The sequence below is a fragment of the Shewanella sp. 553 genome (assembly GCF_059338375.1).
The window spans coordinates 3,869,410-3,896,085 of the sequence record NZ_CM181701.1; the positions used below are offsets into that span (position 1 = coordinate 3,869,410).

The window sequence follows — 26,676 nt, forward strand, 5'->3', positions numbered from 1 at the left end:
CCTTTTAAAGATCGGTCAACTGATCGTTTATATGCTTAACTGATCAGCATTAGGCCGCAGCCCCTTGATGGTTAAGGTGCTTACAATTAACGTAATAGACCCATAACCAAACCAGTGTTTTGGTTTGCAGAAGACAGGATAGTGGTACCTGCTTGAACTAACATTTGGTTCTTAGTCATGCTTGCAGATTCAGTCGCGAAATCAGCATCCATAATACGACCAGCAGCAGACTTAGTGTTTTCTGTGATGCTAGTTAAGTTAGCCGCAGTGTGACCTAGACGGTTGATGTTAGCACCTAGCTCAGAACGCGCAACACCCACTTCATCGATATAAGTATCAATCGCTGTAATTGCAGCAGTTGCACCAGCAGTCGTTGTTAAATCACCAGCTAGGGCAGTTGGAGCAGTCATGGTGACAGTTAGCGTTTCAGTAGTACCAGCACCAATTTGGAACTGAACACCACCAGTTAGCTTAGCCATTAGGTCGTTACCCGCGTAAGTGGTTTCACCCATAATACGAGTAGATTCAGCAACCAACTCTTGGAACTCAGAGTTAAGTGCCGCCATATCTGTAGTCGAGTTCACGCCGTTGGCTGCTTGAGTGGCCAATTCTTTTTGACGGTTAGCGATGTTAGTCAACTCTTCTAGCGCACCGTCACCAGTTTGTAGCATAGAAGTCGCATCAGAAATGTTACGATTGGCAGTTTCCATGCCACGGATGTTGGCATTCATACGGTTAGCAATCTGTAGACCTGCAGCATCGTCAGATGCGCTGTTGATACGAAGACCAGTAGATAAACGCTCCATAGCGTTAGTCAGTAGATCGTTGCTCTTAGTAACCGCATTTTGTGAAACCAGTGACGCGTAATTAGTGTGAACTGAAAGCATGTGTATTCTCCAAGAAATTAAAATGTTTCATCGTGATTCACAATAGATAAGACGGCAGTGCAAAAGAAAACTGAAAATAAAAATCTAAAATTTTTTAAATAAATTGATCTAACCTGTCACTCGAGCGCCGATCACCATAGCCGCTGTGGTGGTTATCAACTCCTCCAAAATAAAAAGATGCTAAGAACACGATACAGAAAAAGCATAACGACACGGCAAGAGTTACCTCATTGTCATGAAAAAGCCGACCCTAGGGTCGGCTTAATATTCTCACTCACAGGGTGAGAGCATGAATGCTTAAATATCACCCAACGTCTTTAAGCCTGCTGTTAGTACCTGCTCCAGATAATCAGTGCTGCCGTGTGCACGCTTCTGTTTGCGTGGGATACTGATTTTTCGAGTTGTTTCCGCTCGGAGCATATTCAACGCTATCTTCCTTGCTCCGGACAATACCTCCGCCGCATTGCCTCTATATATTTGACATTGGTCTTCCTTCATCGACGCGTCCAATACCCAATGCAGGCTATTTTCAACCGCCCAGTGGCTGCGTACTGCATTGGCAAAACGAGCCTTACTCAGTTTGGCTGAACTGATGTAATAACGGTACTCAAGGGATTCATTGCCGCTTTTCGTTCGACGATAGCTTAACGCAACACCAATACTTTTAAGCCCTTTCCATTCAGGGAAAGCGTCGGCTAAGCTGCCTGCGTCCATTACACAATAGGCTCTAGCTTCGTTACGTCCGTGCTGCTTCTCTAAGCAAAGCACTTCTTCGTCAATCTCGCTGCCAAGCGCCTTACGAACGGCATTATGCAGTGTTTTTTGATTACCTTTTACGGCAAGTAAATAATCTCCACCCCGCTCAATAATTTGTTCGGCGATATCTGTCTGACATCCCATGGCATCTATTGATATCAGACAACCTTTTATATCCAACAGCGCCAGTAATGCGGGAATGGCGGTAATTTCATTCGACTTACTTTCGGTTTTAACTTGCCCAAGCACGACGTTATTTTCTGTTGCGAAGGCATTTACCATGTGGATGGCTGACAGTCTGTTCTCGCGATTATATGAACCACATAGCCGTTTACCATCTATCGCAATAAGCTGACCGTCGGATAACTCAGCAACAGACTTCATCCAGTCGATAAAGCAATACTGAAACTGCTCGCTATCTATTCTCGATATGACTCGAGCAATAGTGTCATGAACAGGTAACCCATTCTTAAAAAGTCCTTTTTTGGCAAACCAGTTAAAGTGGAGATCGCCAAAATCTTCGATATCTTCCCAACCTTGTGCCCCAGCTATTGAGGCACAAACCACGAGGAATAAAATATCAGTAAATAGATGCTCGACTTTGGCTGACTGACGAGGATCTTCTAAGGAACTAAAGAACTGTTGAAATGCACCGGAGTTCATAGGGCTCTCCACAAAAGAGAGTATAAGATCACAGCCAATATGGCCCGTCCAGCTATTTGAGCGAATATCACCCTAATAGCTCAAATTATGTTCGCGATCTCGCCCTGTTCTCACTCACTCGTTGAAGTCAATGATTCCAGCAGAAATGTGCACAATTTAACCCAATAGCGCAGTCACTTGATCGCGATTGGCATTGCCCTGCGCCATCAATGACGTCAACTGGTAGACAAAGGGTTGCGGCTGCATAAACTTGTCCAGTAGTTGTAACTCCGTCTGTGGTGGAATGGCCGCCATCGATGTCTGCATCTGGCTCAGTAATGCGGCGTGGGTGGCTAAGATCACCTGGATCTGACTATCGATTTTTTGTTGTGTCTTGGTTACTTTAGCTAAGGTCTGCTTTAAGTTGCTGTCGGCCTTTAAACCCCACTCGCGGGGATCTTGCACACTAAAGCGCTCATCCAAGTGGATATTACGCAACTCGCCAGCGGGCAAGCGTTGCCCCTCGCCCATCATCAGCAAGCCTTCTTGTACCTGTTGCCACACAGAGCTGGGTGCCTTAAACAAACATTCGCCATTGATCCGTTCAACATTAAGCCCTAAAGGGGCGAGTGCATTAGCTAACACCTGATTAAGCTGCTGCCGGTCCAAGCCGGCAGCCAAGGTCACATGTAATGAGCGCTGACCAAGCTGCACCAATATGCGCTCGTCACGTTGCTTCGGCACAGTTAAGTCGACCGAGCGCAACACAAAAGCATGCGTGGCAGCAGGGGTTTGCGATAGCAGGTTAAAATGATGATCGAGTAATAGTTGACCGCGATAAAAGGGGCGAATTTGGCTCAGACGTTGCCGCTCTTGCTCGGCTTTAAATAAGGTCTGCTGACCTATCTCACCAGAGCCTGAGCGGATCACGCTGTACAACTGCTGGCGAATGTGGCTCAACAAGCTTGATGCCTGCTGCAGCGCTTGCAGTGCCACCTGAGAGGCACTCACTTGATGCTGCTCTTTGGTGCTACTGGCCCAGCGACCATAAGAAGCCAGTCGATGCTTAGGTAGGGCCCGAGTGGGTTGCGGCCCCTGCTGTACAGGGGCGACTGGCGCTGTATGGCTACTGCTAACAGTCTGATTCTGTCGTAACACATTGAGCGAATCACCTATCGCATTAACCATCTAACACACGCCTTATAAATGATTGAACAGGGTTAACTGACTCACCTGAACAAAAGTTTGTTGAGTCACTTTGAGGGCCGTGAGTTTAACATTAAATTCAGCGGTAGCGCTGGCATAATCTAGCTCTTGGGTTTCGCCAATCACCTTTTTATTAAACAGCACCATCTCCTCGTGAGAGGTTTTCATCAACGACAGGCTGTTTTGCTTGCCACCCATATCGGTGATCGCGCTGTTAATACTGTCTAAAGTATCATTAAGCGAGGTTTGCATCGCATCGGCAGCTGTTGCAAAAGCGGCATCGTCTGGCGCAAGCGTGGGGTCTTTGAGCACCGCAATATAATCGGCAGTCTGATTTAGAATGTCTTGGCTGGCGTTAGAGAACAGGAATTGCTCGGCCGTCACGTTGGCCGTCATCCATGATGATCCCGAGGTTTGCACCTCACGCTGGCTATTATCACCTTGATAGACATAACGCCCCGCAGCATCTTGGGTAATAGTCTGCTGCTCGGTGCGATTCCCCGAAAACAGATAATTACCGCCATCATCCTTGGCATTGACGTTATCGACCATCGCCTCGAGTAACTCATCTAGCTCTTGAGCATAGGCACTGCGATCTTCCGGCGATAGGGTCGAATTATTAGTGGCCACGCTGATTTCACGCATCCGTTGTTGCAACTCAACCATGCCCGACAGATAAGTCTCTGAGCGGCCTAAGCTGGTGCTCAGCGAATCGATATTTTTAACATACTGCTCCATCGAGGCTAAATCGCGTTCATTAGCCATAACGCGCACCGCACCAATAGGGTCGTCTGAGGGACGCAATATCGACATTCCCGTCGATAACATCTGGTTCAAGCGGGCCAAATCTATGGTGGTATTTTGCAGACTGTGAATATTGTTAGTGTACAAATTTTGCATTGTCACGCGCATTTTCGGCCCCCTTAAAAGCTGCTTAGCATGGTTTGAAACAGCTGATCGGCTGTCGATATCACTTTGGCATTAGCCATATAAGACTGCTGATAAATGATCAAGTTAACCCCCTCTTCATCAGGGTTAACACCACTGGTGCTGGCCCACTGAGACTGCGCATCTTTTTGTAACTCGACACTGGTCTTGGCATTGGCAATGGCTTGACGCGACGCCGAGCCTAACTGACCCACTTTGCTGCTAAAGGATTCGGAGAAACTGGTACTCACACCTAAACTAGTAAAGGCCAAATCTTTGTTTGCTAAGGCCACCAGCGCTTTTAGGTTGCTGTTGTCACCTTGGGTGCCATCGGTACCAAAAGCCAACTCTTCCGCGGTAAAGCCATTAGTCACCTGTAGGCTGCCAGCGGGGTTGCCCGGCTGAAAACTAAATAGGTTTTGAGTTGGCGCAGCACCATTTAAGTCGGTACCGCCTGCCAACACAGCATTAAACTCATCGGCCAATTTAACGGCTAATTCATCAAGGTACGCTTGCGAGCTGGCTAATTCATTATCGCGATAATCGAGTAACGCGCCCATGCTGCCGCCGGCCGAGGCTTCAAGGGTAAAATGGCTTTGACCAAAATTGATGTCTACATTACTGACCAACGGATTGGCCGGATCGGGCACAACTGACAATTTAGCCACGGTATTGCCCGACAACAAAGGTTCACCACGTGCTAGCGAGATGTTCACCATGCCTTTGTCATCTTCGATAACACGTATATCGACAATGGCTGCTAGCTCATCGATAGCCGCATCACGGCCATCTTGCAATGCGGCTGGCACAGTACCACTGGCGCTGGCGGCCTTAATGTCTTGGTTAAAACGGGCGATGATCTCCAGCTGGGCATTGACCTCTTTGGCCGATGTACCTAACTGACCTGTCACCTGATCGCGCTGAGATACTAAGCTATCGTTGATGCCGTTAATCATCTGGGTTAAGGCTTTCGCCTCGTTTAACACCCCTTGACGATGTGCAACCAGATTAGGCTGCTCCATCGCCGAGTTGAGCGACGCAAATAGCTGATCTAATCCGGCAGAAATATTATTACCTTCGGCGCCAAAGACTTGCTCAGCTTGACCTAAATAACTGCTGCGCACATTATCGAAGCCCACATTACTGGTGGTCTGCCATAGTTGGGCCACTTCATATTGGTCTGAAATGCGCCTAACGCCATCGATAAACACCCCAGCGCCGCCACCATAAGCACCGCCGCCCACAGAGCTGGTCATGACTTGCTGGCGCGAGTAACCCGCCACCATGGCATTGGCCACATTATTAGAGGTTGCATTGAGCGCCGCCATGCTGGCTAACAGCCCAGATTTACCAATGTTTAACATGCTCATTTATTGTCCTTAGCGTGCGGCGGCACAAAAAGTGCGGGCTGCATAGCTGTGGTTGTCATCTGTTGCGGATCATAGGCGACAGGATCGGCGCTCGACTTAAGCGCGCCAGACAATTGTTTAGTCATCACCTCAGACAAGCCCATGCCTTGCATCTGGCTCAAACGGCTAGCCAATTCGGCATCGTGCAGATCGCGATATAAACCATCGTTTTTTGACGACAATGGGCTCTCTTCATCGGCCATCGCATCGGAGGCTGAGCGCATCTGCTTTAAGACGGTTTGCAAAAACTGCGCTTCAAACTGCTGACTCACCACTTTAAGGGCTCCCAGCTCGCCATTGCTTTTAATCAGATCGCCAGCATTTAACTGGTTAAGATAGCCGTTATTATTTTCAAGTTTCATTAGATCACCACTAACTCAGCTTCTAGGGCGCCAGCTTCATCGAGCGCCTGCAATATGGCCATCAGATCCATCGGCGCAGCACCTAAACTGTTCACCGCCTTAACAATCGCTTCGATGGCAATGCCCTCAGGCCAGACAAACATGCGGTTATCACCTTGCTCGACCGACACTTGGCTTTCATTGGTCACGACAGTTTCGCCATTATTGTTGCCAAAATAGCCACCATTAGGCTGGCTAACATTTTGTCCTTCAACTATGGTCACCGTTAGGTTGCCATGACTGACCGCCGCCTTGCGCACTACGACATTGCCCCCCATCACAACCGTGCCGGTGCGGCTGTTAAATACGATACGCGGGCTGCGGCGTCCTTGCTCTATCTGTAACTCTTCGAGCATCGACATAAAGGTCACACGCTCGCGGTTCGACTTAGGCGCTTGCACTAAGACTTTGCCGTGGTTTTCCGCTCTTGCCACATTGGGGCCAAACAGCCCATTAACCGCGCGCTCGATATTGCGCGCAGTCTTAAAGCTGGGATCTTTGAGGTTAAGGATGATATCGGCGTTATCATTAAAGCTGCTGCCAATGGCGGCCTCAAGTAAGGCGCCATTGGGAATACTGCCCACGGTAGGTACATTGACGGTGATCGAGGAGCCATTGCGTCCCGATGCCGAAAAGCCACCGACCACTAAGTTACCTTGGGCCACCGCATAAATTTCACCATCGACGCCGCGCAGTGGCGTCATCAACAGGGTGCCGCCTTGTAAGCTTTTAGCATCACCCAATGATGACACTGTCACATCTATGGTCTGCCCAGGGCTAGACATAGGCGACACGGTAGCGTGCACCGCAACGGCGGCGACGTTTTTCAATTTAGGGTCGCTATTACCATCTATTTGCACGCCAAACTGCTTAAGCATGTTGACCACAGACTGGCTGGTAAATTTCACCTGCGAACGGTCACCGCTGCCATTGAGGCCCACCACGACACCGTAGCCCACCAGCTGGTTGTCACGAATACCTTGTACATCGACGATATCCATCAAATAGCGCGACTGCTCAGCAGCGTTAAGCTGGGCACAGATAAACACTGACAGTAATAAACACAAACGTAGCATGCTAAAAATCCTTGCCTAAAGAGGGAACCATGGGCTGTTGAAATAACGAGAAGCCCAACCCATTGCATTACTGTCGGCAATCGCCCCTTGGCCACCATAAATAATACGTGCATCGGCGATGCGCTGTGACGAGATAGTATTGTCGTTACCAATATCGTCGGTGCGGATAAGTCCTAATAGGCGCAAGTATTCGTCGCCCTGATTGAGCCTGAGCCACTTTTCGCCGCGGATCAGCAGTGCGCCATTGGGCAATACCTTGGCGACGGTTACGGTGATCGAGCCTGATAGCTGGTTTTGCTGGGTGCTTGACCCAGTACCATTAAAACCACGCCCTAAAGACACATCGCCGTCGGCGCCCAGATTATTGGCGCCAATTGAACCACTGGAGCCCGCGGCTAATCCAAAGGACATATCTTGCGCTTTGCTGGTTTTAGTGTCGGCTTTCTTGCTGGAATAGGTTTTTTCATCTAAGGCAACAGTCAATAGATCCCCTTCGCGAAAGGCACGCTTGTCTTTAAACAACGTCAGCATATAACCGGGACGATACAAGCTGCCATCTTTAGCATCTGGCAAACTATAATCTATCTCTGGCGGTGCCCATTCGGCGCCGCCCGGCTTAGTTAACGGCTCTGGTATATGTGAAATACATCCAGATAACAACAAGGTCATCAGCAAGTAAAACCAACGCATCATGCTTCCTTATAACGACTGGTTGAGGAACTTGAGCATATCGTCAGACGCCGATACTACTTTGGCGTTCATCTCATAGGCTCGCTGAGTCGAGATCATCTCGACCATCTCTTCAACTACGTTAACGTTAGCGCCTTCCAAGGCGCCCTGACGCAAACCGCCTAACGCTTGGTCGCCAGCCACCCCTTCAACCGCCACGCCCGATGCCGCAGTTTCGCGATACAGGTTATCGCCGCGTGCTTGTAGGCCCGCTGGGTTGGTAAAGTTGATCAAGGTGATTTGGCCCAGCTCTTGTGGGTCCGCTTGGCCTGCCATTTGCGCGCTCACCAAACCGTCGGTAGCGATGGAAATTGATAACGCATCTTCTGGGATCACTATGTTAGGCACTAACGGTAGCCCCTGAGAGGTCACCATCATCCCTTCGCTGCTGCGATAAAATTGACCATCACGGGTATAGGCTAATTCACCATTAGGCTCTTCCACTTGGAAGAAGCCGTTACCTTCAATGGCTAAATCCAGCTGTTGATTGGTGGTCTGCATATCACCGGTGGTGAAGATTTTTTGGGTGCCTACCACGCGAGTACCTGCACCGAGTTGCAAACCCGATGGCAGTTCGTTCATGGCATCGACTTGACCACCAGGCTGGCGCTGCACTTGATAAAATAGATCGTTAAACGCCACACGATCACGTTTAAAGCCTGTGGTATTCACGTTCGCCAAGTTGTTGGCGATAGTGGTCATTTTAGTATCTTGTGCCGTCAGGCCGGTTTTACTTACCCATAAAGCTGATTGCATGCTGAACTATCCTTTATACGTCACGCAGTAGACGGTTGCCGACTTCGGCCAATTTCTCTGCGCTTTTCATTAATTTCACCTGAACTTCAAACTGACGGCTCAAATCCATTGAGGCGATAAGCTCGCTCACCGCTTGTACGTTACTGGCTTCGAGGAAACCACTATTGACGCGCACTTCATCGTCTTGTGGCAGGTCGGCGCCGTCACGGCGATACAAGAGACCATCTGGGCCTTTTTGCATTTGTGCCATATCGCTATTCACCAGCTTTAGTCGCCCAACTTCCTCAATCACTCCGCCTTCCGATGGCAAAATGCTGATGGTGCCATCTTCACCGACAAACAAGTCTTTATGCTCAGGCAATACCAGTGGTCCATCGACGCCCAACACGGGGCGACCGTCAACGGTCAACTGGCCTTCACCGTCGGCGATCATGGCACCGGCGCGGGTATAGGCTTCGCCGCCATCGACCATGACACTGAACATGCCTTGGTCATGAATCGCCATGTCCAATTTGCGACCCGTGGGGTTCACCGCGCCGCTCTGCTGGCTAAAGCCGCTGCTTTGGGTCAAGGCTAATACTCGGGTGTCAAAGCTACCTGGTGTGTTAGGGATCGCCATGGCGTTCACTCGCTCCAGATCGGCCTTAAAGCCCGTAGTCTCGGCGTTGGCCAAGTTATTCGCGCGAATGGTTTGTGCTTCCATAATACGCGTAGCACCGCTAACGGCTGTATACAGCATCTTGTCCATGTTGTTAGCCCTTAAATAGCGTTAAGTAAGGCTTGCTGCATGGTCGAGTTAACGTCCAGCACCTTAGCGTTAGACTGGTAGTTACGCTGCGCTGACATCAAGTTAACCATCTCTGCGGTGGTATCGACGTTAGAGCCTTCTAAGTAGCCGCCGGTAACGTTACCCATGGTGCCTGTAGCTGGCGCGCCAAGAATTGCTTGACCGGCGCTGTTAGTGGCAATCCAAGCATTGTTACTGATAGGTTCTAGGCCATTAGGGTTAGCGAAGTTAGCCAGTGCCACTTGGCCCTGTAACTGCTCTTGACCGTTAGTGTATGTGCCATATAGCAAACCGTTGTCATCAAGACGCACGCCTTTTAAATCACCAGAGGTGTAACCGTCTTGGCTCAGGCTAGAGTTATTGTACGCCGCCGCATATTGGGTGCTCCTATCGAAGCCCACATCGAATGCCATCGCCGTCGCGCCATCTAAGATAGCTGGGTCGTTGATGTTCATGGTCAGGGTATTGCCTGCGGTTAAGATACCGTTTGAGTCAAAGGTCATGGTGTGACCGCCAGCAGGTGTCACATCAACGCCTTCCATCATGTAGTGCACGCTCCACTCGTTAGAGGCGGTTTTTACATGGTATTGGGTGAGTGCGTGTTCGTTACCTAACGAGTCATACACACTGACGGTGCTTGATGAGTGGTAGCTGTCCATGTTGGCAGGATCGAAGGGTACTAACGCTGGATCAATCACATCGACGCGAGCATCAAGGTTTGAGACTAAGCCAACTGTAGTCGTGGCTTTCGCTGCCAAGGCCGCCGTTTGCACTTGCAGGTCGGTGGTATTACCCGTTTGAATTTGGCCTGTCGCGCCCACTGCATAACCCTGTAAACGATTACCCACTGGGTCGACGATAAAACCTTGTGAGTCCTGATGGAACATACCCGCACGGGCATACATACCGCCACCATCAACGCCTTTTAGCATGAAGAAACCTTCACCCTGGATCCCCATATCTAACTGGCGTCCGGTGTAAGTTAAGCTGCCACCCTGAGAAAAGTTCTGGCTGGTCGACATGACGCTGACGCCACCGGCTTGGCCGCCATTATAGATGGCGGCAAACTCGCTGCGGCCACCACGAAAACCCACGGTAGATGAGTTAGCAATGTTATTACTGATGGTGTTGAGATCTTGTGTCGTGGCCTGTAAGCCGCTTAGCGCTATGTTAAATGACATCCTAATACCCTATTAAAATAAATTTATGAAACTTCAGAAATATCCAGCACTGAAATTGTGCCTAGACCATAGCCCATCTCGGCCATCATCATTCCTGATGCGCTCGCGAAATGAATTTTTTCGATCGGCGCTTTAATGTATGTGGGTGCCATTAACACCGACTCGCCCACGGTGGCGTTGGCTTTAAGCTCATATTTGCCTTCAGGCAAACCTAAGGCTTCGGGGTCAATGTTAAAGGCAATATCGCCTTTAGATTGCGCGCCCAGCTTAACGGTTTGCACCACTTCGCCTTGCTCGTTGATCACCTCAATCTCTAGGTCTTCAACGCCGTTTTCTAAAAACACTTTGCCTTCAACCGCTTCATTGCCTAGCTCAAGGCCAGAGGCTGGCACCATGGCACTCTTACCAATCAGCGATGCCGATTGCACTATGCCTAAGTTCTCCATCATCACCATCTGGTTCGACTGGTTTTCGCGCATATATTCTAAGCTCTCTACTTGCGAGAACTGAGCTAACTGCGAGACATATTCGGCGCTGTTAATCGGCTTAGTCGGATCCTGGTTTTGGATCTGAGCAATCATCAACGTCATAAATTCATTTTTGAGCGAGGCAGCATCATTGCCTGGCGCTTGCAACACATTAGCGCTCTGCTGCGCTTGGCTGTCCGTAGTACGTCCTACTTCCATTTACTTGTTTCCTAATTGCAGTAAGCCCTGCTGCATAGAGCGGGCACGGTTCATCACTTCAACACTGGTCTCAAACGAACGGCTCGCCGCCATCATGTCGGCCATCTCTTCAACGGTATTAACGTTGGAATACGCCACGTAACCTTGCTCGTTCGCAAACGGATGGTTGGGCTCATAACGCATATCCAGCGGCGCATCGGCTTGCACTATATCGCTAATCTCAACCGAGGCGCTGGCGGCTTTGCCTTCTTGCATCTGGCTATAGATAGTGGCAAATACCGGCTTTAACGCACGGTAAGCTTGCTCTGGCGACTCGGCAGCCGTTCCGGCATTGGCTAAGTTACTGGCCACGGTATTTAAGCGTATGGTTTGGGCATTCATGCCTGCACCCGCTATTTGGTAGATTTCTCCAAATGACATAGGGACTCCTAGCGACCTTCGATAGCCGTTTTTAAGCCGGCAATTTTCATGTTAAGAAATGTCAGGCTGGTCTGATAATCCATCGCATTTTGCGAATATCTCGCCTGCTCTTTGCCAAGCTCAACCGTGTTATTGTCGGCAGAGCTTTGATAAGGCACGCGATAACCGATATCGTAGCGATTAGCGTTGCTGGCACCCGATTCAATGCGAGCCATTACCTTACTGAAGTCCAGATCTCGCGCCTTGTAACCTGGGGTTTCGGCGTTCACCAAATTACCCGCCAGCACCTTGCTTCTCTCTACCCTAAAGTTCAGTGTTTGGGGGTGAATTCCCAACGCCGTATCGAGGTTGATAGCCATCTCAATTCCTAGTAATGTATGCTCAACAATGTTTATGGCACTGAGTATCCAATTAATATGCCAAGTATTTTAAATCAAATTAAACAAACACTTAGATGTTGAGGCCTGCCATAGTCGGAAGCCTAACTTCCCTCTTCCTCTTAGGCGGATTCGGTTTACTTCCGCTGCCGGTGTATAGCCAGACAGACACAACTTCCGCCAGCGCACAAATTGAGCAACAGATGCGGCGCTCAATCGAAACACAACTGAGCCGCTGGCAACAGCAACAGGCTATCGATAAGGTGCAACATAAGATGGTGATTCGCGTGCCATCAGGGGCTGATAACCTTGAGCCTTGCCCGCAAAGCATCACCATAGATCCGCCTCAAGGCTTACCCTTCGGCCGAGTGCAACGCAAGCTGAGTTGCCCCTCTCAAGGTTGGTCTTTGTATGTCAGGGCAAAAGTGACGCTGCACGCCTATTTACCTGTCGCCAATAGGAACTTGCAAAGAGATGAGATAGTGACATCTGCCGATCTGCACTGGAAAATGTTACCGCTGAAGGCCTCAGATCAAGATGTGATCACCCAAGAGGCCAACTTGCTTGGCCAACAAGTAACCCGCAAACTGCGTAAAAATAAACCTATTCGCGCCGCCTATCTCGAGGCGCCAAGGCTGATTAATGTCGGCGATGAGGTGATTATCGAGGCCAGCAGTGAGGGGTTTTATGCTAATATGCTCGGCGTCGCCTTGGATGTGGGTAAAGAGGGCGATGCTATTCGGGTTAAAAATAGCAGTTCAGGCAAGGTGATCACCGCCTATGTGGTGGCCAAAGGTCGAGTCCGCACCCAGTTTTAGGCTTATTAGCTTAAAAAATCCCTAAAAAAGTTTTAGCGATGTCACAATCCGGTCGCTCATATAGAGTATCAAGCCGAATTATCGAGTGAGTACAATGGAAATCAATAAAATCAACAGCGCTATTGGTGCTGAGATTGGGGCCAATAAGAGCAATGTTAATGCTCAAGCCACCCCAGCGCCTCAATCAGCCGCTACGTCTGCTCCAGCGCAGCTTTCGATCAGTCAGGATTGGCAGTCGCTTGAACAATCTCAGCAGGCACTACAGCAACTTGACGATGTGGATCATGACAAAATTGCCGCACTGCGTCAGTCGCTGCAAGACGGTAGCTTCTCAGTAGATTTAGATCAGATTGCCGATAAGATGCTTAACCAACATGGATAAACCCCAAGTTGATAAGCGCTTGTTAGTGCAGACGCTGCTACGTGATATTCGCTTAGATGTGGATGACTACAGCCAGCTAAAAAGCATGCTGAAACATCAAAGAGAATTAATGCAGCGCACCGACAACCAAGGGCTATCACTGCATAATACGCGTCAAACGGCACTGTGCGACAAACTAGCACAACGGGCCGCTCAGCGTAGTGAGATCCTGATACAATTGGGGTTTGATGGCGATGCCAATGGTATGAAGCGCTTACTGGCCGCCCTTCCGAATCAGTTGCGTCCACAAATTAAAATTTTGTGGGATAACTTACAGTTGCTAGTGAAAGATAGCCATCAGGCCAATGAAGTGAATGGCCGTCTATTAGCATTGCAGCAAGAAACCCTCACTCGGTTGCTCAATCCTGATAGCCAGCATCAACAGATAGATTACGGCAATCACCTAGCTCGCTAATGTTAAGCTGAAATTGCGTTAGCGAGACACATTGCCCCGCGTATAAAACCCTGCCATATCATCTAAGGTCGCTTGCTCTTGACGCATGCTGTGCTCCAGTAGCGCCTCGTTGGTCTGCTGCTGTAACCACTTTAGTCCTTGCTGCCGCCCCAACTGCTTACGCCATAAATTGTCGACTCGTGCCTGCTCTTGTTGCAGCAAGGTCTGCTGTTGAGCCAGTTTGCTCTTCATCGGCTCTAACGCTTGGGCCATCTGGGTCGCGTTTTGCCATAACAGCGGATGCGCCCCATATTGGCGACCGCTATAATCGCTGATCATCTCACTTAAGGCTTGATGTTGTTGCTGAGCCTGCTGCATACGGCGCAACGCCTCATCACGCTTTAGCCCTAATTGCGCGAGCTTTTTCTCTTCCTGTTGACACAATCTAGACAGTTGTCGCTGACGCTGGCGCATAACCCATCACTTCCATTAATTGCTCTAACTGTTGCAGACTATCGGCGCGGCTGATTTTGGTGTCGGCCGCTTGGCGTAAAAACTTGGCCATCTCGGGATAGGCTTGTACAGCCAAGTCCATCTCGGGATCTTGCCCCGCCTGATAACCGCCTAATGGCAATAATTCACGCACCTCGTTATAGCGACTCAAGAGGTGGCGCATAATATGGCTCTGCTCTAGCTGACTTGGGCTGGCGATCTGAGTGGCTAAACGGCTCACAGATGCATTAACATCGATGGCGGGAAAATGGCCGCGCTCGGCCAGTTTACGGCTCAGTACAATATGGCCATCGAGGATCGCACGGGCCGAATCCGCCACGGGGTCTTGCTGGTCGTCCCCCTCGGTTAGTACCGTATAGAAGGCGGTTAAGGTGCCTTGTGGGTGCTGACCATTACCGGCCATCTCCACCAAACGAGGCAACTGCGCAAATGCCGAAGGCGGGTAGCCTTTAGTGGCTGGCGGCTCGCCCAAGCTGAGGGCGATTTCTCGCTGCGCCTGAGCGTAGCGAGTTAACGAATCCACCAGCAGTAATACTTGCTTGCCCTGATCGCGAAAACCACAGGCAATGGCATGGGATAAACGCATCGCGCGCAGGCGCATCAAGGGCGTGGTATCGGCGGGTGCGGCAATCACCACCGCGCGGCGCCGGCCAGCTTCGCCAAGAGTCTCTTCAATAAATTCGCGTACTTCGCGGCCACGCTCGCCAATCAATCCCACCACCACCACATCGGCTTCGGTGAAGCGGGTCATCATGCCCAAGAGCACACTCTTACCCACGCCTGAGCCGGCAAACAAGCCTAAGCGTTGGCCACGGCCTATGGGCAATAAACTGTTGATGGCTCTCACACCAACATCCAGCGCTTGTTTTATTGGCTGACGCAACAAGGGGTTATAACTGGTGTCTGATTGTGGCACGCGGGCGATACCGGTTAACTCGCCTAAGGTGTCTAACGGCTGACCTAATCCATCGAGTACCCGTCCGAGCAGCCCTTCACCTATGGTTAGCGTTTGCTGCTCGACCATGGGTAGCACGCGGGCGCCGGGCATCAGCCCTTGGGTGGTTTCAATCGGCATGAGACAGAGCACATCCTTATGAAAGCCCACCACTTCGGCTTCGATAAGCCGGCCGTTACGTCCTTCGATTTGGCAGCGATCGCCCATGCCAAGCTGGCAGCCAACGGCCTCCAGCAACAGGCCGTTGACTCGAGTCAACCGTCCATAGACACGGGCAACGGGCACATTAGGCCAGTCCTGCGGTGCTAACTCAGGCTTCAAGTTCCGCCTCATTCAATTTGGCTTCGACCTGCTGCATGCAGGCATCGAGCCGCGTTTCTACCGAGGCATCGGCGTCAGATTTATCGCTGACAATGCGGCAGCTGCCAGCAGAAATACTGGCGTCTGGTACTAGGTTCCAGCCACGGATTTTATCTTCGGCCAGCTCTTTTAACTTGGTCACGGCCGAAGGCTCAAGGTGAATTTTAACGTCACTTTGATCATCGGGCAGTGCGCTTAAGGTCTCTTCCACCAGCTTAAGGATTTGCTGCGGCTGCAGGGTTAATTCACAGCGGATCACCTGTTGTGAGACGCGGCGAACCAGATCTAAAATCAGGCTCTGCTGTTCACTGACCTGTTTGCAATGACCTTCTTCTAGCAAGGCTTTGAGCGCCCCCAGGGGAGCAATTATCTCATTGAGCTGCTCATCGATACTGGCTTTGCCTGCTTGCTGGCCTTCAAGTTTACCTTGCAAAAAACCGGCGGCATGCCCAGCGGTTGTGCCCTCTTGCAAGCCTACTTCATAGCCAGCGTCGCGGCCTTGCTGCATGCCTTCATCGTAGCCTTGCTCGAACGCTTGCTGATAATCTTGCCAGCCAGAGCCTTCACTGCCGGGCTCGCCAGCGCTGGAGAGCGGCGGAAATCGATAGCGTCGTGCTAGCTTGTCATCTAAGCGCCAGCGGGTAGGTTTGTCCGCCATTAGCTCACCACCTGCTCTTCAAATAGCTGTAACTCAATTTCGCCATCTGCCACCATCTGCTTGGCGAGCGTCATAATATCCTTGCGCGCACCGTTGGCGCGGCTTACCGGCACACTCCCCAGGGCATCGACCTGAGTTTCAATCGCCGATGACATACGTTTAGGTAAGGCATCGAGTAGCGCGTCTTTAAGCTCTAAGTCGATCCCTTTTAGGGCTAGGGCTAAGGTTTCACCTGGCACTTGTCCTAATAAGGTCTGCAAAGTATCTGACTTTTGACGCCCCAAAATAATAAAGTCGAACATGTTGTCGGTAACATCGCTGGCCAACTGTTTGTCGAACAGTTTAATCATCTCCATCAACTGCTCACGGTCGCCTTCAAAACGGTTAAGAATATCGGCCACTTGCTTAACGCCTGCCACTTGAGTGTGGCTCTTTTCCATCGCCATCAGCATGCAGCGCTCCACCAGCTGACGCAGTTCATCGACCACGTGGCGGTCGAGATCGCCCAGCTGAGCAATACGAATTAACACCTCGTCTTGGCTGACGCTTGGCAACATTTTTAAAATTTCGGCGGCACTTTCTGGTGGTAGCAAGCCCAGTAACACTGCCTGTAGCTGGCTATGCTCGTGGGCAATTTCTCTGGCAAGCAGTTTAGGTTCCACCCATTCTAAGCGTTTCACCAGCACTTTAATTTCATCGCCATAGATGTTGTCGATCAGACTTTTAGCCACGCGATCACCCAAGGCGATATCGAGGGTTTTTTGTAAATAAGAGCGTGAGGCTCTGGCAATACCCGACTGCTCTTTATAGCGCTCGAAGAAGCGGCTCAATACCGCTTCCGCTTTTTGTTGAGTGATGCTGGAGAGGCGAGCCATTTTGTGGCTCAGGTGCTGGACATCATCACGGTCGAGATGCGCCATCACCATCGCTGCGCCTTCTTCACCCATGCTCAGCAGCAACATGGCCGCTTGCGAATAGTTGTCCATCTTGATGTCGAGATCGTTATTATCATTCACCGTCTTTATTACCTATCCAATGAGCTATTACTTCGGCAACCCGTGCCGGTTCCTTATTTGCCAGCATGCTGAGGTGCTCCATCTTCACCGTTAAGGGTGAACCCGGCTCTGGCAATCCTTGACTACCCAGCCAATCGGCGTCGGCAAGCTGTTTGTCACCACTGGCTTTTGGCGGTAAGGCCGCTGGCGCGGGCTCGCTGATAGCCGCGGTGGGGAGTGCAGCTTGGTTTTCGGCTTCGGTGTTGTCGGCTTTCTTCTGTGAGGTCCGAGTCAAGTGCTTCACCAGTGGACGCAACACGAAGAAGATCAGGCCGATCCCCAACAATCCACCGATCAGATAGCGTAGGTAAGTTTGATAATGCTCAGCCTGCCACCAAGGCATTGGGCTAAATTCGGCCACGGTAATGGGGGCAAAAGCAAACGCATTGATGCTAAAGCTATCGCCTCGCGGAGCTGAAAAGCCGATGGCATCTTTCACCATGTTGCCTAATTTGAGTAGCTGCGCCTCTTCCTGCGCAGCATCGGCGATAGTGGCACTATTGACCAATACCGACACAGAGAGGTTTTCTAACTGCATCTGCTGATAACGGATATGGCGTACTGAGCGGCCAACATCATATTGACGGCTCTCTTCTTGACGCACATTTCGGTTAGTATCTGTGCCTGCATCCTCTTCGTTTGGCTGCGGTGGTTGATTGCTCAAGGCGCCAGGGATGCCTGCCGCAATGGCGGCATTGTTATCGTCTAAACTGGTGCGCTCTTGGGTCATCACGGCTTGTGGATCGAGTGACTCTTTGGTCTCTTCCACTTGGTTAAAATTAACTTTGGCGGTCACTCTGACTTGGAAATTTTCAGCCCCTAGTACAGGCGCCAACATAGATGAAGCGTTGGCGATTAAGCTCTGCTCTAACTCGCGGGTGTATTGCAGTTGGCGGTCGCGCGCCTGAGTAATATCTTGATTATCAGCGATAGCGGCACTTAAAAAGTTACCGTTTTGATCGACCACTTTAACGTTAGCCGGCGTCATACCTGTGACGCTGCCCGCCACTAGGTTCACAATCGACTCTACTTGAGCTTCGTTCAATGTCGAGCCAGAATAGAGTTGCACCATCACCGAAGCCGTGGGGAGTTCGGGCTGCTGACGGATAAACAGGGTACGCTTAGGGATAGCTAAATGCACTCGTGCGGCACGAACCGGCTTGAGTGCCATAATGGTGCGCGATAATTCGCCTTCGAGGCTGTGACGGTATTTCGCCTGCTCCATAAACTGGCTGGTGCCCAGACCTGCGTTGTCGAGCTGATCCATCCCTGATGGCACTTTAGCCTTTACACCACGGGCAGCGAGTAACATCCGCGCCATGCCGAGTTGATCTTCGGCCACCAGCACTAAACCGGTATTGGCTTCGAGTCGATAATTAACACCCTCCGCCTCAAGCACTTCAATAACTTGCGAGGTTTCAACGTTTTCTTGGCTGCCATACAGCGGGCGATACCCTTGACTGGCGGTCCATAGCATAAGCACGATCACGCTCGCCACCACACTGGACAGCAGCGCCAATACCATCACCTGACGGTCACCATTGGTGAACTGACGCCACTTTTGCGCCACACTCGCCAACGGGCTAGTACGGGCATCGGCGTTGATGTCCGGGCTAGATTGAATAACAGAAGTAGACATACAACAATTTCCTTACAAAGGCATCTTCATTACATCGTCGAAGGCTTGCACCAATCGATTACGGATTTGCATCATGGCCGAAAAGGATAGGCTAGCCTTTTGTGACGCGACCATGGCACCTACCAAGTCGTCGCTCTTGCCGCTATCTACCGCTTTCATCATCATTGATGAGTGGTTTTGATCTTGGTTTATCGCCGAGATTTTGTGTTTCATCAACTCGGTAAACGATCCAACAGCCATGCCATTATCGGCAGGATTGGCGCTAATATTGATGGCTCCCTTGGCAATCTCACGATGCACGCTCAGGGTGTCGAGTAGTCCAGTCGAGCTGACGTGCGTCCCATTAACCATAACAATTCCTATTTTTCTTTAGTTGCTTCATGCCGCTTGACCAGCACGTTGTAGTAATTGATCGACGTCGATGCCCGACTCGCGCATTTGTGCCAACTTGTACCTCAGCGCTCGCGTGGTCATCCCTAGTGCATCGGCACTTTGGTTACGATTACCATTGAAACGTTTGAGGATGTCGACGATATATTGAAACTCTGCCTGACGCTTAGACGCCTTGAGGCCATCGCCATTGTCTGTAGGCTCTGGTGACATCAGCAGCTCAACGGCTAAGCCTAACTCTGCCGCTTGTATCGCCTGGCCGCGGCGCATCACTAACGCGCGTTGAATACAGTTTTCTAACTCACGTACATTGCCCGGCCAATCGTGTGCCATTAATAGCTGTTTTGCCGGTTCGCTGAAGTAGCACGGCGCCGCCGACTCAGGGGTGTCGTATAAACATAAAAAATGTTCGGCTAAGGGTAAAATATCGGCCTTGCGTTCACGCAGCGGTGAAATGGTTAGCGGTAACACGTCCAGGCGATAGAAGAGGTCTTCTCTGAAGCTGCCCATCTCAACGGCTTTACGTAAGTCTTTATTGGTCGAGGCGATTAATCTGATATTTAACGGGATCAGCTGATTACCACCCAAGCGTTCGACTTCGCGCTCTTGTAATACTCGCAATAATTTCGCTTGCAACAACAGTGGCATTTCGCCTATTTCATCGAGTAGCAAGGTGCCACCGTTGGCCTGTTCAAATTTACCCGCTTTATCACATACAGCGCCGGTGAAGGCCCCTCTGACGTGACCAAACAGTACCGATTCCAACATGCTCTCAGGAATGGCCGCGCAGTTTATGGCCACAAATGCCTTATTGGCTCGTGATGAGTGGCGATGAATATAATGAGCGAGTGGCTCTTTACCTGTGCCGCTCTCACCACAAAGCAGGACGCTGGCCTCGGTTGCGGCGGCGCGATGCGCTAACATCAATAGCTGGCGGCTTACGGCTGCAGCGACAACTAAACTGGTGTCGGGCTGCTCGAGACGGCGTAACCGGTTTAACAGCGCAAATAGCGACTCGCCAATCACTGGCAGTAATAAGTAATCCTGCGCGCCAGCTTGCATCGCCGCTGCGGCTAATTCACTTTGCTCTGGCGCTAACAGTGCCACCAGATTTGCGGTTTGATACTGGGTGAGTTGCGCAGCCACTTCGGTGGGATCACACTGTGATAAGTTAACCAAGGTTAACCAAGGCTGACTAGTGCTTTGTTGCCATAAACTAAATCCAGCACTAAACAACTGTTGCTGGATTTCATCTGGCAGCTCAATGCCTAGGGTTCTAATACTGAGGGTATTCATATCGATGCTCTCCAATTGGAACCTATCACTTTGAGGTCTGCTTAACTAAACGTATGCTGACTCTGCGATTGGCCTGTCGACCCGCCTCAGATATGTTGCTGCTTTTGGGGTAGCGAATGCCATGACTGCGCACCTGTATCATGGCGCGACTTATCCCCTGCTCAATCAAGCGTGCGACCACTTCGTCACTGCGTTGTCTGCTTAACATCAAGTTCGCCAGTCGATCGCCGTTGCTGTCGGCATGACCATCGACCAAAATTTGGTTAATCTGTTTATCAACCTTAACGTAGGCGGCGATCGCTTTGATGTCGGCCAACTGTGACGCCGTTAAGGTGTCTGAACCTTTGGCAAACAACAATTCACGCTGGCGAACATAAGAAAAAGGCTTGGGTAGCAAATTACGTATGCACAGGCTCATCGCGCGCGCTCCCGCTTGGGTCGATACTGCGCTGGAGTCGATTTGATAGAGCAACTCACCTTGCTCGACGAGCAACATTTGCCACGCATAATTACTTTCTAATGCTTCGAGAAAGAGATCAGCAGAGGCGGTGCTTACTGCGCTTTTCCCCTGACCTTGTAAGGTGGTGTGGGCCAAAATACTGGTCTGAGACTGCCATGCAGAAGGTTCGATACTGGCGGTAATACCTAAATCGTTAAGCGCCAGCCAATCGGCATTGAGTACTAAACGAATCGGCTGGCCTGGCTGAGCGACGAGCGCCATTTCACCAAAACCCATAACCGGGTGGCGTAACTCACAGCCAAAGCGATCACCTTCGAACAGCCACTGAGCTTTTTCAAGCGGCGTCTTATAAACGGTCAGATTAGGATTCGCGATTGCGACTGGGGCCGACAATACCAACAATAAGAGTAAAGAAAAACTAACAAAACCACGCATAAACAACCTCAATGCCTTTTATTCTTATGGCGTGATCGACACTCCTAAAGCTTAATCTTTGGCAATAATTACTCTGGAACACAATTTGTTAAAAACTAGTAACGCGGTCCATCGCAAATTAATCCACGCAAACATCAAATAAGTCACCCAAACGCTTAATAACAAAGTGATAAAGCGATATAAATTAACTCAGATTAATCAACCTATATATTCTGACGATTTTTCACCCAAAAAAAACTAGTAATCAATCAATGAAAATCAATTAGTTGATTCATTAATTAATACCTAGTCCACTGGGAATATAACGACCAATAATTTAGCAAAAAACCTTATCTTTCAAAAAGTAGTGATTAACACTACTTTAGGCGTCTTATCGAGAGCTGCCCGATATAAACGCAAAGTACTTTACTAGTATGACAGATATTATGTCAATTACACACTGATTAAAAAATAGTTCACTATGGGTGATCTTTTAATATTGAAACCGACATACTTGACTGGTATGTTTAGCGCCCAATTAAGAAGGACTGCACTTTAAATATAAAAAGATGACACTTAAAGAGTCAATAAAATAACTATCGACAAAAATTTGGCGCTTATTTAATGATAAAAATAGCTAATTGATAATGAGATGTTTAATAATGATCAATCGGTAAACTTTATCTAACAAACGAATCGAAAGTGATGAGCAAAAATAAAACAAACCCTATATTAGGTTTTATTTTTAAAGTGTGATCCATTGCTCACTTTTTGATTTTGAGCAAACGAATGACATAAATGACATAACAAGGCTAATGTGAGTTATTTTTAGTATTTGTCCTTTTTAAATCAAAACTTTTAAATCAGTACTTAGCGTGAGCAGTTAGGCGAACCTTGCTTTCAATGCGGAGAAAAAATGAAAACAACGACGAAATCTCGCCTACTTAAGGCAGGCTCGGGCCACAAGGTTAGGCCAGTGATGCTCGTACAAGAGAAACTTGCTCGAGCACGCTTACTGCAGCAGTTGGTCCTTAGCCGCAGACCATTACTTGATGCCATCAATGCAGTACTGGCGCCCTTAATCCGTAATGGTCATGGCCCTGCGCATAACGTGACGCTGACAGAGCAAGATAATCCGCAGCAGCCTGAGCATTACCATGCCTGGTTTGTGTGCCGCTATCAACAAACGACCCTAGGTTGGTGGCGCATCGATAGCTGCACTTTAGATCAGCTGGCCAGTTGCTATTACGGTAGCCTAGCCACGCCTCTGAGCTCACCGCTGCGTGAGCCCAGCCAGTCTGAGTTCAGACTAGTGAAAAACTTATTGGTACACACCTTAAATGCACTACCTATGACGGCAATGGACGCTGAGCAGATTGAACTTGAATTGGTGAAACCACCAATGACACTCGATGCGCCAGCAGTCTGGTCTATCGAACTGGGCAAAGAACGTTTCGTACCACCTATGCTGTTTTGCATGACCGAACACTTACTCGGCTTGATGGCTGAGCAGCCTAAGGAGCCTGTCGTCAACAAAGATCTGGCGAAAAAGCTCGAACTTTGGCTACAACAATTACCCATTAAACTGCAGATGACCTTAGGCCAGCACGCCATGCCAGTGCGCTCGCTTAATCAGCTTAACGTTGGCGACATACTGCCAATGAATTTAAACCCTAAGGGCCAGCTTAATGTGGGTAACCGCCCCTTATTCCAGGCTTCTGTGCATAGTCACGAAGGCCAAATGGTCGCCAAATTGACCCAAGATATATTTCAACATGAGGACAGCAACATTGGCTGAACAGGACTTACTATCGAATGACGAGTTTTTACTCGACGATGACATTTTCGCCGAAGATAACTTTTCAACGCCTAAGGCTCAAAATAAACCATTGAAAGATATCTCATTCTTTCAACAGCTTCCTGTGCAGGTCACCCTTGAATTGGCCAGTGCAGAGATGTGTCTTGGTGAGCTGACCCGCATGGGTGAAGGCGACGTGATTGCCTTAGACCGTATGGTGGGTGAGCCCTTAGATATCAGAGTCAACGGTGCACTGCTAGGTAAGGGTGAAGTGGTTGAGGTGGGCGGACGCTACGGTGTACGTCTACTTGAAGTGGAAGATATCGGTTTAGGCGGAGCAAGCGACTAATGCTACTGCGAGCGTTGATACTGTGCCTATGCCTTTTAGCGCCTCAGGCATTTGCCGCTGATGGCCTCACATTACTCACGCTCGATGGGGCTCAAGAGAGCCAAGCCGTCAATATAAAGCTGGAGATCTTAGCGCTGATGACAGCGCTAAGCCTGTTGCCTGCGCTGCTAATGATGATGACCAGCTTTACGCGCATCGTCGTCGTATTGGCCATTTTAAGACAGGCATTAGGCTTACAGCAGAGCCCACCGAATAAGGTGCTTATCGGGATTGCACTGGTGCTAACGATTTTTATCATGCGCCCGGTGGGGGAGCGTATCTATCAAGATGCCTACCTGCCTTATGATCAAGGTCAGCTTGAACTAACCGAAGCGGTCGCTATTGCCAAAGTGCCCTTGAGTCAGTTTATGCTGGCACAAACCCGAGAAACCGACTTAGAGCAGATGCTTAAGATTGCGGGTGAACCTACCAATCTTAAAGCGGCAGATGTGCCCTTTTTTGTGCTAATGCCCGCCTTTGTGCTGAGCGAGCTAAAAACGGCATTTCAAATTGGCTTTTTGTTATTTTTACCCTTTTTAGTGATCGACTTGGTCGTGGCCAGCGTGCTGATGTCTATGGGGATGATGATGTTGTCGCCACTGATCATTTCGCTGCCATTTAAGCTGATGATCTTTGTTTTGGTTGATGGCTGGTCGATGACGGTCAGTACCCTGACCGCGAGTTTTGGGTAACGTCATGGATACCAACCAACTCACGGTTTTATTTGCCGATGCCATGTACCTTGTGGTCGCCATGGTGATGGTGCTCGTGACCCCCGGCCTAGTGCTGGGCTTGTTGATCGCCGTATTCCAAGCGGCAACTCAGGTCAATGAACAAACCTTGAGTTTCTTACCCCGCTTGGTCTTGACCCTGTTAATGGTACTTTTTGCTGGCCATTGGTTAATTCAGAAACTAATGGATTTCTTCGACCAGTTATTTATGAACATTCCCCACATCATAGGCTGACATGCTTTCGCTCACTTCAATCGAGATCAGCACCATGATTGGCAGCTTCTGGTGGCCTTTTTGTCGCCTAATGGGGGCATTTATCGTGATGCCGTTGCTGGGTAATGCCTTCGTACCTGTGACGGTGAGGATTTTACTGGCATTCTGCTTGGCCGCGCTGCTAGGCCCTATGCTGCCCCCTGTGCCTCAGGTGGATGCCGTCTCGGCTGGCGCGCTGTTACTGGCGATTGAACAGTTATTAATTGGCTTTATGCTGGGGTTGTTTCTCAGCATCTTACTGCACGTGATGAGCATGCTGGGCACTATCATGTCACTGCAGATGGGTTTGGCAATGGCCATTATGAATGATCCGGCTAATGGCAACTCTAATCCGATTTTAAGCCAATGGTTTTTGATGTTTGGCACCTTAATCTTCCTAGCCTTAGATGGTCACTTAGTCGCGATTGGCATACTGGTCGACAGCTTTCGTCTGTGGCCAGTTGGCACTGGCATTTTTGATCTGCCGTTAATGGGACTGGTTAATCGCGTTGGCTGGCTATTTTCGGCGTCATTAATGCTGGCGATTCCGGCAGTATTAGCCATGTTGATGGTTAACATTACCTTTGGCGTATTAAGCCGCGCCGCACCCTCGTTGAATATTTTTTCGCTGGGTTTTCCGATGACCATGCTGATGGGCTTGCTGTGCGTATTACTCTCTTTCAGTGGTATCCCTAGTCGCTACAGCGATGTCTGCCTCGATGCGCTCACCGCTATGTATCAATTTATTGGTGGCAGTGCATGAGTCAGGACGATAAGCACGATAAAACCGAGGAACCCACCCAGCAGAAACTGCGCAAGGCCAGAGAAGAGGGCCAGGTACCGCGATCGAAAGATCTGGCGGCAGCGGCACTGATCATTAGCTGTTCTTTGATGCTCACCAGCAGTGCCGACTGGTTTGCCGAGAAAGTCAAAGAGCTGCTCAAATACAATATGTACCTGACCAAGGCCGATCTTAACCAGCCAGATATGATGACACGCCACTTAGGCGCGAGCCTGATGCATATGCTCGAGCTATTGGGGCCGCTGTTTATTATGGTGGCACTATTGGCTGCCGTGGCTGGCGCCCTGCCCGGTGGCCCCCTATTGAGCTTTAGTAATGCGGGATTTAAATATAGCCGCATCGATCCTGTCTCTGGCATTGGTCGCATCTTCTCGGTGCAATCCTTGGTCGAGCTGCTTAAGTCTGTGCTTAAAATTGTGTTGTTGATCGGCATCATGTTTACGTTTTTAAGTAGTCATTTACAAGAGCTGCTGAACTACAGTCAGCTGCCCATCGACGAGGCGATTAGCCGCGGTATGACCCTGCTATCGGAAGGGATGCTTTATTTAGGTACAGGTCTGCTGGCCATCGCGCTGATTGATGTGCCCTATCAATATTGGCATCACCGTAAAGAGCTGCGCATGTCTCATCAAGATCTTAAAGATGAACATAAGCAGCAGGAAGGTAAGCCCGAAATTAAGGCCAAAATACGTCAATTACAACAACGTATGGCGCGCTCTCGTGCCGATACCGTGATTCCAAAAGCCGATGTGCTCTTGGTTAACCCCACCCATTATGCGGTGGCCTTAAAGTATGACCCCAACTTGGCTGATGCCCCTTACGTTATCACTAAGGGCACCGAAGAGTTAGCCCTGTATATGCGTAAGCTCGCCAAGCAACATAATATCGAAGTGATTGAGATCCCGGCGCTTACCCGCGCTATCTATCATACGACACAGGTCGATCAACAAATTCCGGCAGCGCTATTTACCGCGATTGCCCATGTACTTAGCTATGTAATGCAGATTAAGGCGTCTCGCCAAGGCAAACAACAAAAGCCTGAGCCTTTGCCTCATTTCTTCATTCCTCCACATTTACGACACGATTAAAGG

Annotated in this window: 31 protein-coding genes; 9 read left to right on the top strand and 22 right to left on the bottom strand. The window is 49.7% G+C overall.

The window, feature by feature from the left end; genetic code table 11:
* Positions 1-86: 86 nt before the first annotated feature.
* The 14 genes from AC5YBZ_RS17105 to flgB form a co-directional block, all read right to left on the bottom strand.
* A complete protein-coding gene (locus AC5YBZ_RS17105) occupies positions 87-887 on the bottom strand; it encodes a flagellin N-terminal helical domain-containing protein (protein WP_494543247.1) in 801 nt (266 codons plus the stop codon).
* A 297-nt stretch (positions 888-1,184) separates the two neighbouring features.
* Entirely contained in the window at positions 1,185-2,306 is a 1,122-nt protein-coding gene (locus tag AC5YBZ_RS17110) for an ISAs1 family transposase (RefSeq protein ID WP_096035922.1), read from the bottom strand.
* Positions 2,307-2,462: 156 nt separating this feature from the next.
* Positions 2,463-3,473, bottom strand: a complete 1,011-nt coding sequence (locus tag AC5YBZ_RS17115; RefSeq protein WP_494524140.1) for a hypothetical protein — start codon at positions 3,471-3,473, stop codon at positions 2,463-2,465.
* Between the two features lie 12 nt (positions 3,474-3,485).
* The gene (flgL, locus tag AC5YBZ_RS17120) at positions 3,486-4,403 is read right to left on the bottom strand and encodes a flagellar hook-associated protein FlgL (protein ID WP_494520526.1); all 918 of its coding nucleotides are present in this window, start codon (positions 4,401-4,403) and stop codon (positions 3,486-3,488) included.
* 11 nt (positions 4,404-4,414) lie between these two features.
* Complete coding sequence (gene flgK, locus AC5YBZ_RS17125) at positions 4,415-5,788, bottom strand: flagellar hook-associated protein FlgK (RefSeq protein ID WP_494520525.1); 1,374 nt, start codon at positions 5,786-5,788, stop codon at positions 4,415-4,417.
* The gene (locus AC5YBZ_RS17130) at positions 5,785-6,189 is read right to left on the bottom strand and encodes a rod-binding protein (RefSeq protein ID WP_110458427.1); all 405 of its coding nucleotides are present in this window, start codon (positions 6,187-6,189) and stop codon (positions 5,785-5,787) included. The genes flgK and AC5YBZ_RS17130 overlap by 4 nt, the downstream gene beginning before the upstream one ends.
* Complete coding sequence (locus AC5YBZ_RS17135; RefSeq protein ID WP_494520524.1) at positions 6,189-7,304, bottom strand: flagellar basal body P-ring protein FlgI; 1,116 nt, start codon at positions 7,302-7,304, stop codon at positions 6,189-6,191. Before AC5YBZ_RS17135 ends, AC5YBZ_RS17130 begins: the two co-directional genes overlap by 1 nt.
* Positions 7,305-7,319: 15 nt before the next feature.
* On the bottom strand, positions 7,320-7,994 hold the full coding sequence (gene flgH, locus AC5YBZ_RS17140) for a flagellar basal body L-ring protein FlgH (RefSeq protein WP_494521560.1): 675 nt from the start codon (positions 7,992-7,994) through the stop codon (positions 7,320-7,322).
* 9 nt (positions 7,995-8,003) lie between these two features.
* The gene (gene flgG / locus AC5YBZ_RS17145) at positions 8,004-8,789 is read right to left on the bottom strand and encodes a flagellar basal-body rod protein FlgG (protein WP_475515288.1); all 786 of its coding nucleotides are present in this window, start codon (positions 8,787-8,789) and stop codon (positions 8,004-8,006) included.
* A 13-nt stretch (positions 8,790-8,802) separates the two neighbouring features.
* Positions 8,803-9,537 (bottom strand): flagellar basal body rod protein FlgF, encoded by a 735-nt coding sequence (locus AC5YBZ_RS17150; protein WP_494543248.1) that lies wholly within the window; start codon positions 9,535-9,537, stop codon positions 8,803-8,805.
* An 11-nt stretch (positions 9,538-9,548) separates the two neighbouring features.
* Positions 9,549-10,757: a flagellar hook protein FlgE gene (gene flgE, locus AC5YBZ_RS17155; protein ID WP_494543249.1), complete on the bottom strand. Its 1,209-nt coding sequence runs from the start codon at positions 10,755-10,757 to the stop codon at positions 9,549-9,551.
* A gap of 23 nt (positions 10,758-10,780) precedes the next feature.
* Entirely contained in the window at positions 10,781-11,443 is a 663-nt protein-coding gene (locus tag AC5YBZ_RS17160) for a flagellar hook assembly protein FlgD (protein WP_494520522.1), read from the bottom strand.
* Positions 11,444-11,863 carry a flagellar basal body rod protein FlgC gene (flgC, locus tag AC5YBZ_RS17165; protein ID WP_494520521.1) on the bottom strand — a complete coding sequence of 140 codons (420 nt, stop codon included), beginning with the start codon at positions 11,861-11,863 and terminating at the stop codon, positions 11,444-11,446.
* Between the two features lie 8 nt (positions 11,864-11,871).
* Positions 11,872-12,222: a flagellar basal body rod protein FlgB gene (gene flgB, locus AC5YBZ_RS17170; protein ID WP_110458435.1), complete on the bottom strand. Its 351-nt coding sequence runs from the start codon at positions 12,220-12,222 to the stop codon at positions 11,872-11,874.
* 221 nt (positions 12,223-12,443) lie between these two features.
* Here flgB and flgA point away from each other — a divergent pair, with 221 nt between their 5' ends.
* From flgA to AC5YBZ_RS17185, 3 genes are all read left to right on the top strand, one after another.
* A complete protein-coding gene (gene flgA / locus AC5YBZ_RS17175; protein WP_494520520.1) occupies positions 12,444-13,058 on the top strand; it encodes a flagellar basal body P-ring formation chaperone FlgA in 615 nt (204 codons plus the stop codon).
* A 94-nt stretch (positions 13,059-13,152) separates the two neighbouring features.
* The gene (gene flgM, locus AC5YBZ_RS17180; protein WP_475515294.1) at positions 13,153-13,440 is read left to right on the top strand and encodes a flagellar biosynthesis anti-sigma factor FlgM; all 288 of its coding nucleotides are present in this window, start codon (positions 13,153-13,155) and stop codon (positions 13,438-13,440) included.
* Complete coding sequence (locus AC5YBZ_RS17185; protein ID WP_494520519.1) at positions 13,433-13,894, top strand: flagellar protein FlgN; 462 nt, start codon at positions 13,433-13,435, stop codon at positions 13,892-13,894. The genes flgM and AC5YBZ_RS17185 overlap by 8 nt, the downstream gene beginning before the upstream one ends.
* An 18-nt stretch (positions 13,895-13,912) precedes the next feature.
* Here the strand turns inward: AC5YBZ_RS17185 and AC5YBZ_RS17190 are convergent, their stop codons facing one another.
* From AC5YBZ_RS17190 to AC5YBZ_RS17225, 8 genes are read right to left on the bottom strand one after another with little or no spacing between them, the layout of a single operon-like run.
* Complete coding sequence (locus AC5YBZ_RS17190) at positions 13,913-14,347, bottom strand: hypothetical protein (RefSeq protein WP_494520518.1); 435 nt, start codon at positions 14,345-14,347, stop codon at positions 13,913-13,915.
* Positions 14,319-15,674 carry a FliI/YscN family ATPase gene (locus AC5YBZ_RS17195; protein WP_494520517.1) on the bottom strand — a complete coding sequence of 452 codons (1,356 nt, stop codon included), beginning with the start codon at positions 15,672-15,674 and terminating at the stop codon, positions 14,319-14,321. The genes AC5YBZ_RS17190 and AC5YBZ_RS17195 overlap by 29 nt, the downstream gene beginning before the upstream one ends.
* On the bottom strand, positions 15,652-16,359 hold the full coding sequence (gene fliH / locus AC5YBZ_RS17200; RefSeq protein WP_494524143.1) for a flagellar assembly protein FliH: 708 nt from the start codon (positions 16,357-16,359) through the stop codon (positions 15,652-15,654). Before fliH ends, AC5YBZ_RS17195 begins: the two co-directional genes overlap by 23 nt.
* Positions 16,359-17,345, bottom strand: coding sequence for a flagellar motor switch protein FliG (locus AC5YBZ_RS17205; RefSeq protein ID WP_494521559.1), 987 nt, complete (start codon positions 17,343-17,345; stop codon positions 16,359-16,361). The genes fliH and AC5YBZ_RS17205 overlap by 1 nt, the downstream gene beginning before the upstream one ends.
* A gap of 22 nt (positions 17,346-17,367) precedes the next feature.
* Positions 17,368-19,053: a flagellar basal-body MS-ring/collar protein FliF gene (fliF, locus tag AC5YBZ_RS17210; protein ID WP_494524144.1), complete on the bottom strand. Its 1,686-nt coding sequence runs from the start codon at positions 19,051-19,053 to the stop codon at positions 17,368-17,370.
* Positions 19,054-19,065: 12 nt separating this feature from the next.
* Positions 19,066-19,404, bottom strand: coding sequence for a flagellar hook-basal body complex protein FliE (gene fliE, locus AC5YBZ_RS17215; RefSeq protein WP_494520514.1), 339 nt, complete (start codon positions 19,402-19,404; stop codon positions 19,066-19,068).
* Positions 19,405-19,431: 27 nt separating this feature from the next.
* Positions 19,432-20,739 (bottom strand): sigma-54 interaction domain-containing protein, encoded by a 1,308-nt coding sequence (locus tag AC5YBZ_RS17220; RefSeq protein ID WP_494524145.1) that lies wholly within the window; start codon positions 20,737-20,739, stop codon positions 19,432-19,434.
* Between the two features lie 25 nt (positions 20,740-20,764).
* Positions 20,765-21,634: an OmpA family protein gene (locus tag AC5YBZ_RS17225; protein WP_494543250.1), complete on the bottom strand. Its 870-nt coding sequence runs from the start codon at positions 21,632-21,634 to the stop codon at positions 20,765-20,767.
* Positions 21,635-22,529: 895 nt separating this feature from the next.
* Here AC5YBZ_RS17225 and AC5YBZ_RS17230 point away from each other — a divergent pair.
* From AC5YBZ_RS17230 to flhB, 6 genes are read left to right on the top strand one after another with little or no spacing between them, the layout of a single operon-like run.
* Positions 22,530-23,411 carry a FliM/FliN family flagellar motor switch protein gene (locus AC5YBZ_RS17230; RefSeq protein WP_494524146.1) on the top strand — a complete coding sequence of 294 codons (882 nt, stop codon included), beginning with the start codon at positions 22,530-22,532 and terminating at the stop codon, positions 23,409-23,411.
* On the top strand, positions 23,404-23,760 hold the full coding sequence (fliN, locus tag AC5YBZ_RS17235) for a flagellar motor switch protein FliN (RefSeq protein ID WP_110458447.1): 357 nt from the start codon (positions 23,404-23,406) through the stop codon (positions 23,758-23,760). The genes AC5YBZ_RS17230 and fliN overlap by 8 nt, the downstream gene beginning before the upstream one ends.
* Positions 23,760-24,491, top strand: a complete 732-nt coding sequence (fliP, locus tag AC5YBZ_RS17240; protein ID WP_494524147.1) for a flagellar type III secretion system pore protein FliP — start codon at positions 23,760-23,762, stop codon at positions 24,489-24,491. Before fliN ends, fliP begins: the two co-directional genes overlap by 1 nt.
* A gap of 4 nt (positions 24,492-24,495) precedes the next feature.
* Positions 24,496-24,765 (top strand): flagellar biosynthesis protein FliQ, encoded by a 270-nt coding sequence (gene fliQ, locus AC5YBZ_RS17245; protein WP_494520509.1) that lies wholly within the window; start codon positions 24,496-24,498, stop codon positions 24,763-24,765.
* 1 nt (position 24,766) lies between these two features.
* Positions 24,767-25,546 (top strand): flagellar biosynthetic protein FliR, encoded by a 780-nt coding sequence (fliR, locus tag AC5YBZ_RS17250; protein WP_494543251.1) that lies wholly within the window; start codon positions 24,767-24,769, stop codon positions 25,544-25,546.
* Positions 25,543-26,673, top strand: coding sequence for a flagellar biosynthesis protein FlhB (flhB, locus tag AC5YBZ_RS17255; protein WP_494520507.1), 1,131 nt, complete (start codon positions 25,543-25,545; stop codon positions 26,671-26,673). The genes fliR and flhB overlap by 4 nt, the downstream gene beginning before the upstream one ends.
* Positions 26,674-26,676 lie beyond the last annotated feature (3 nt).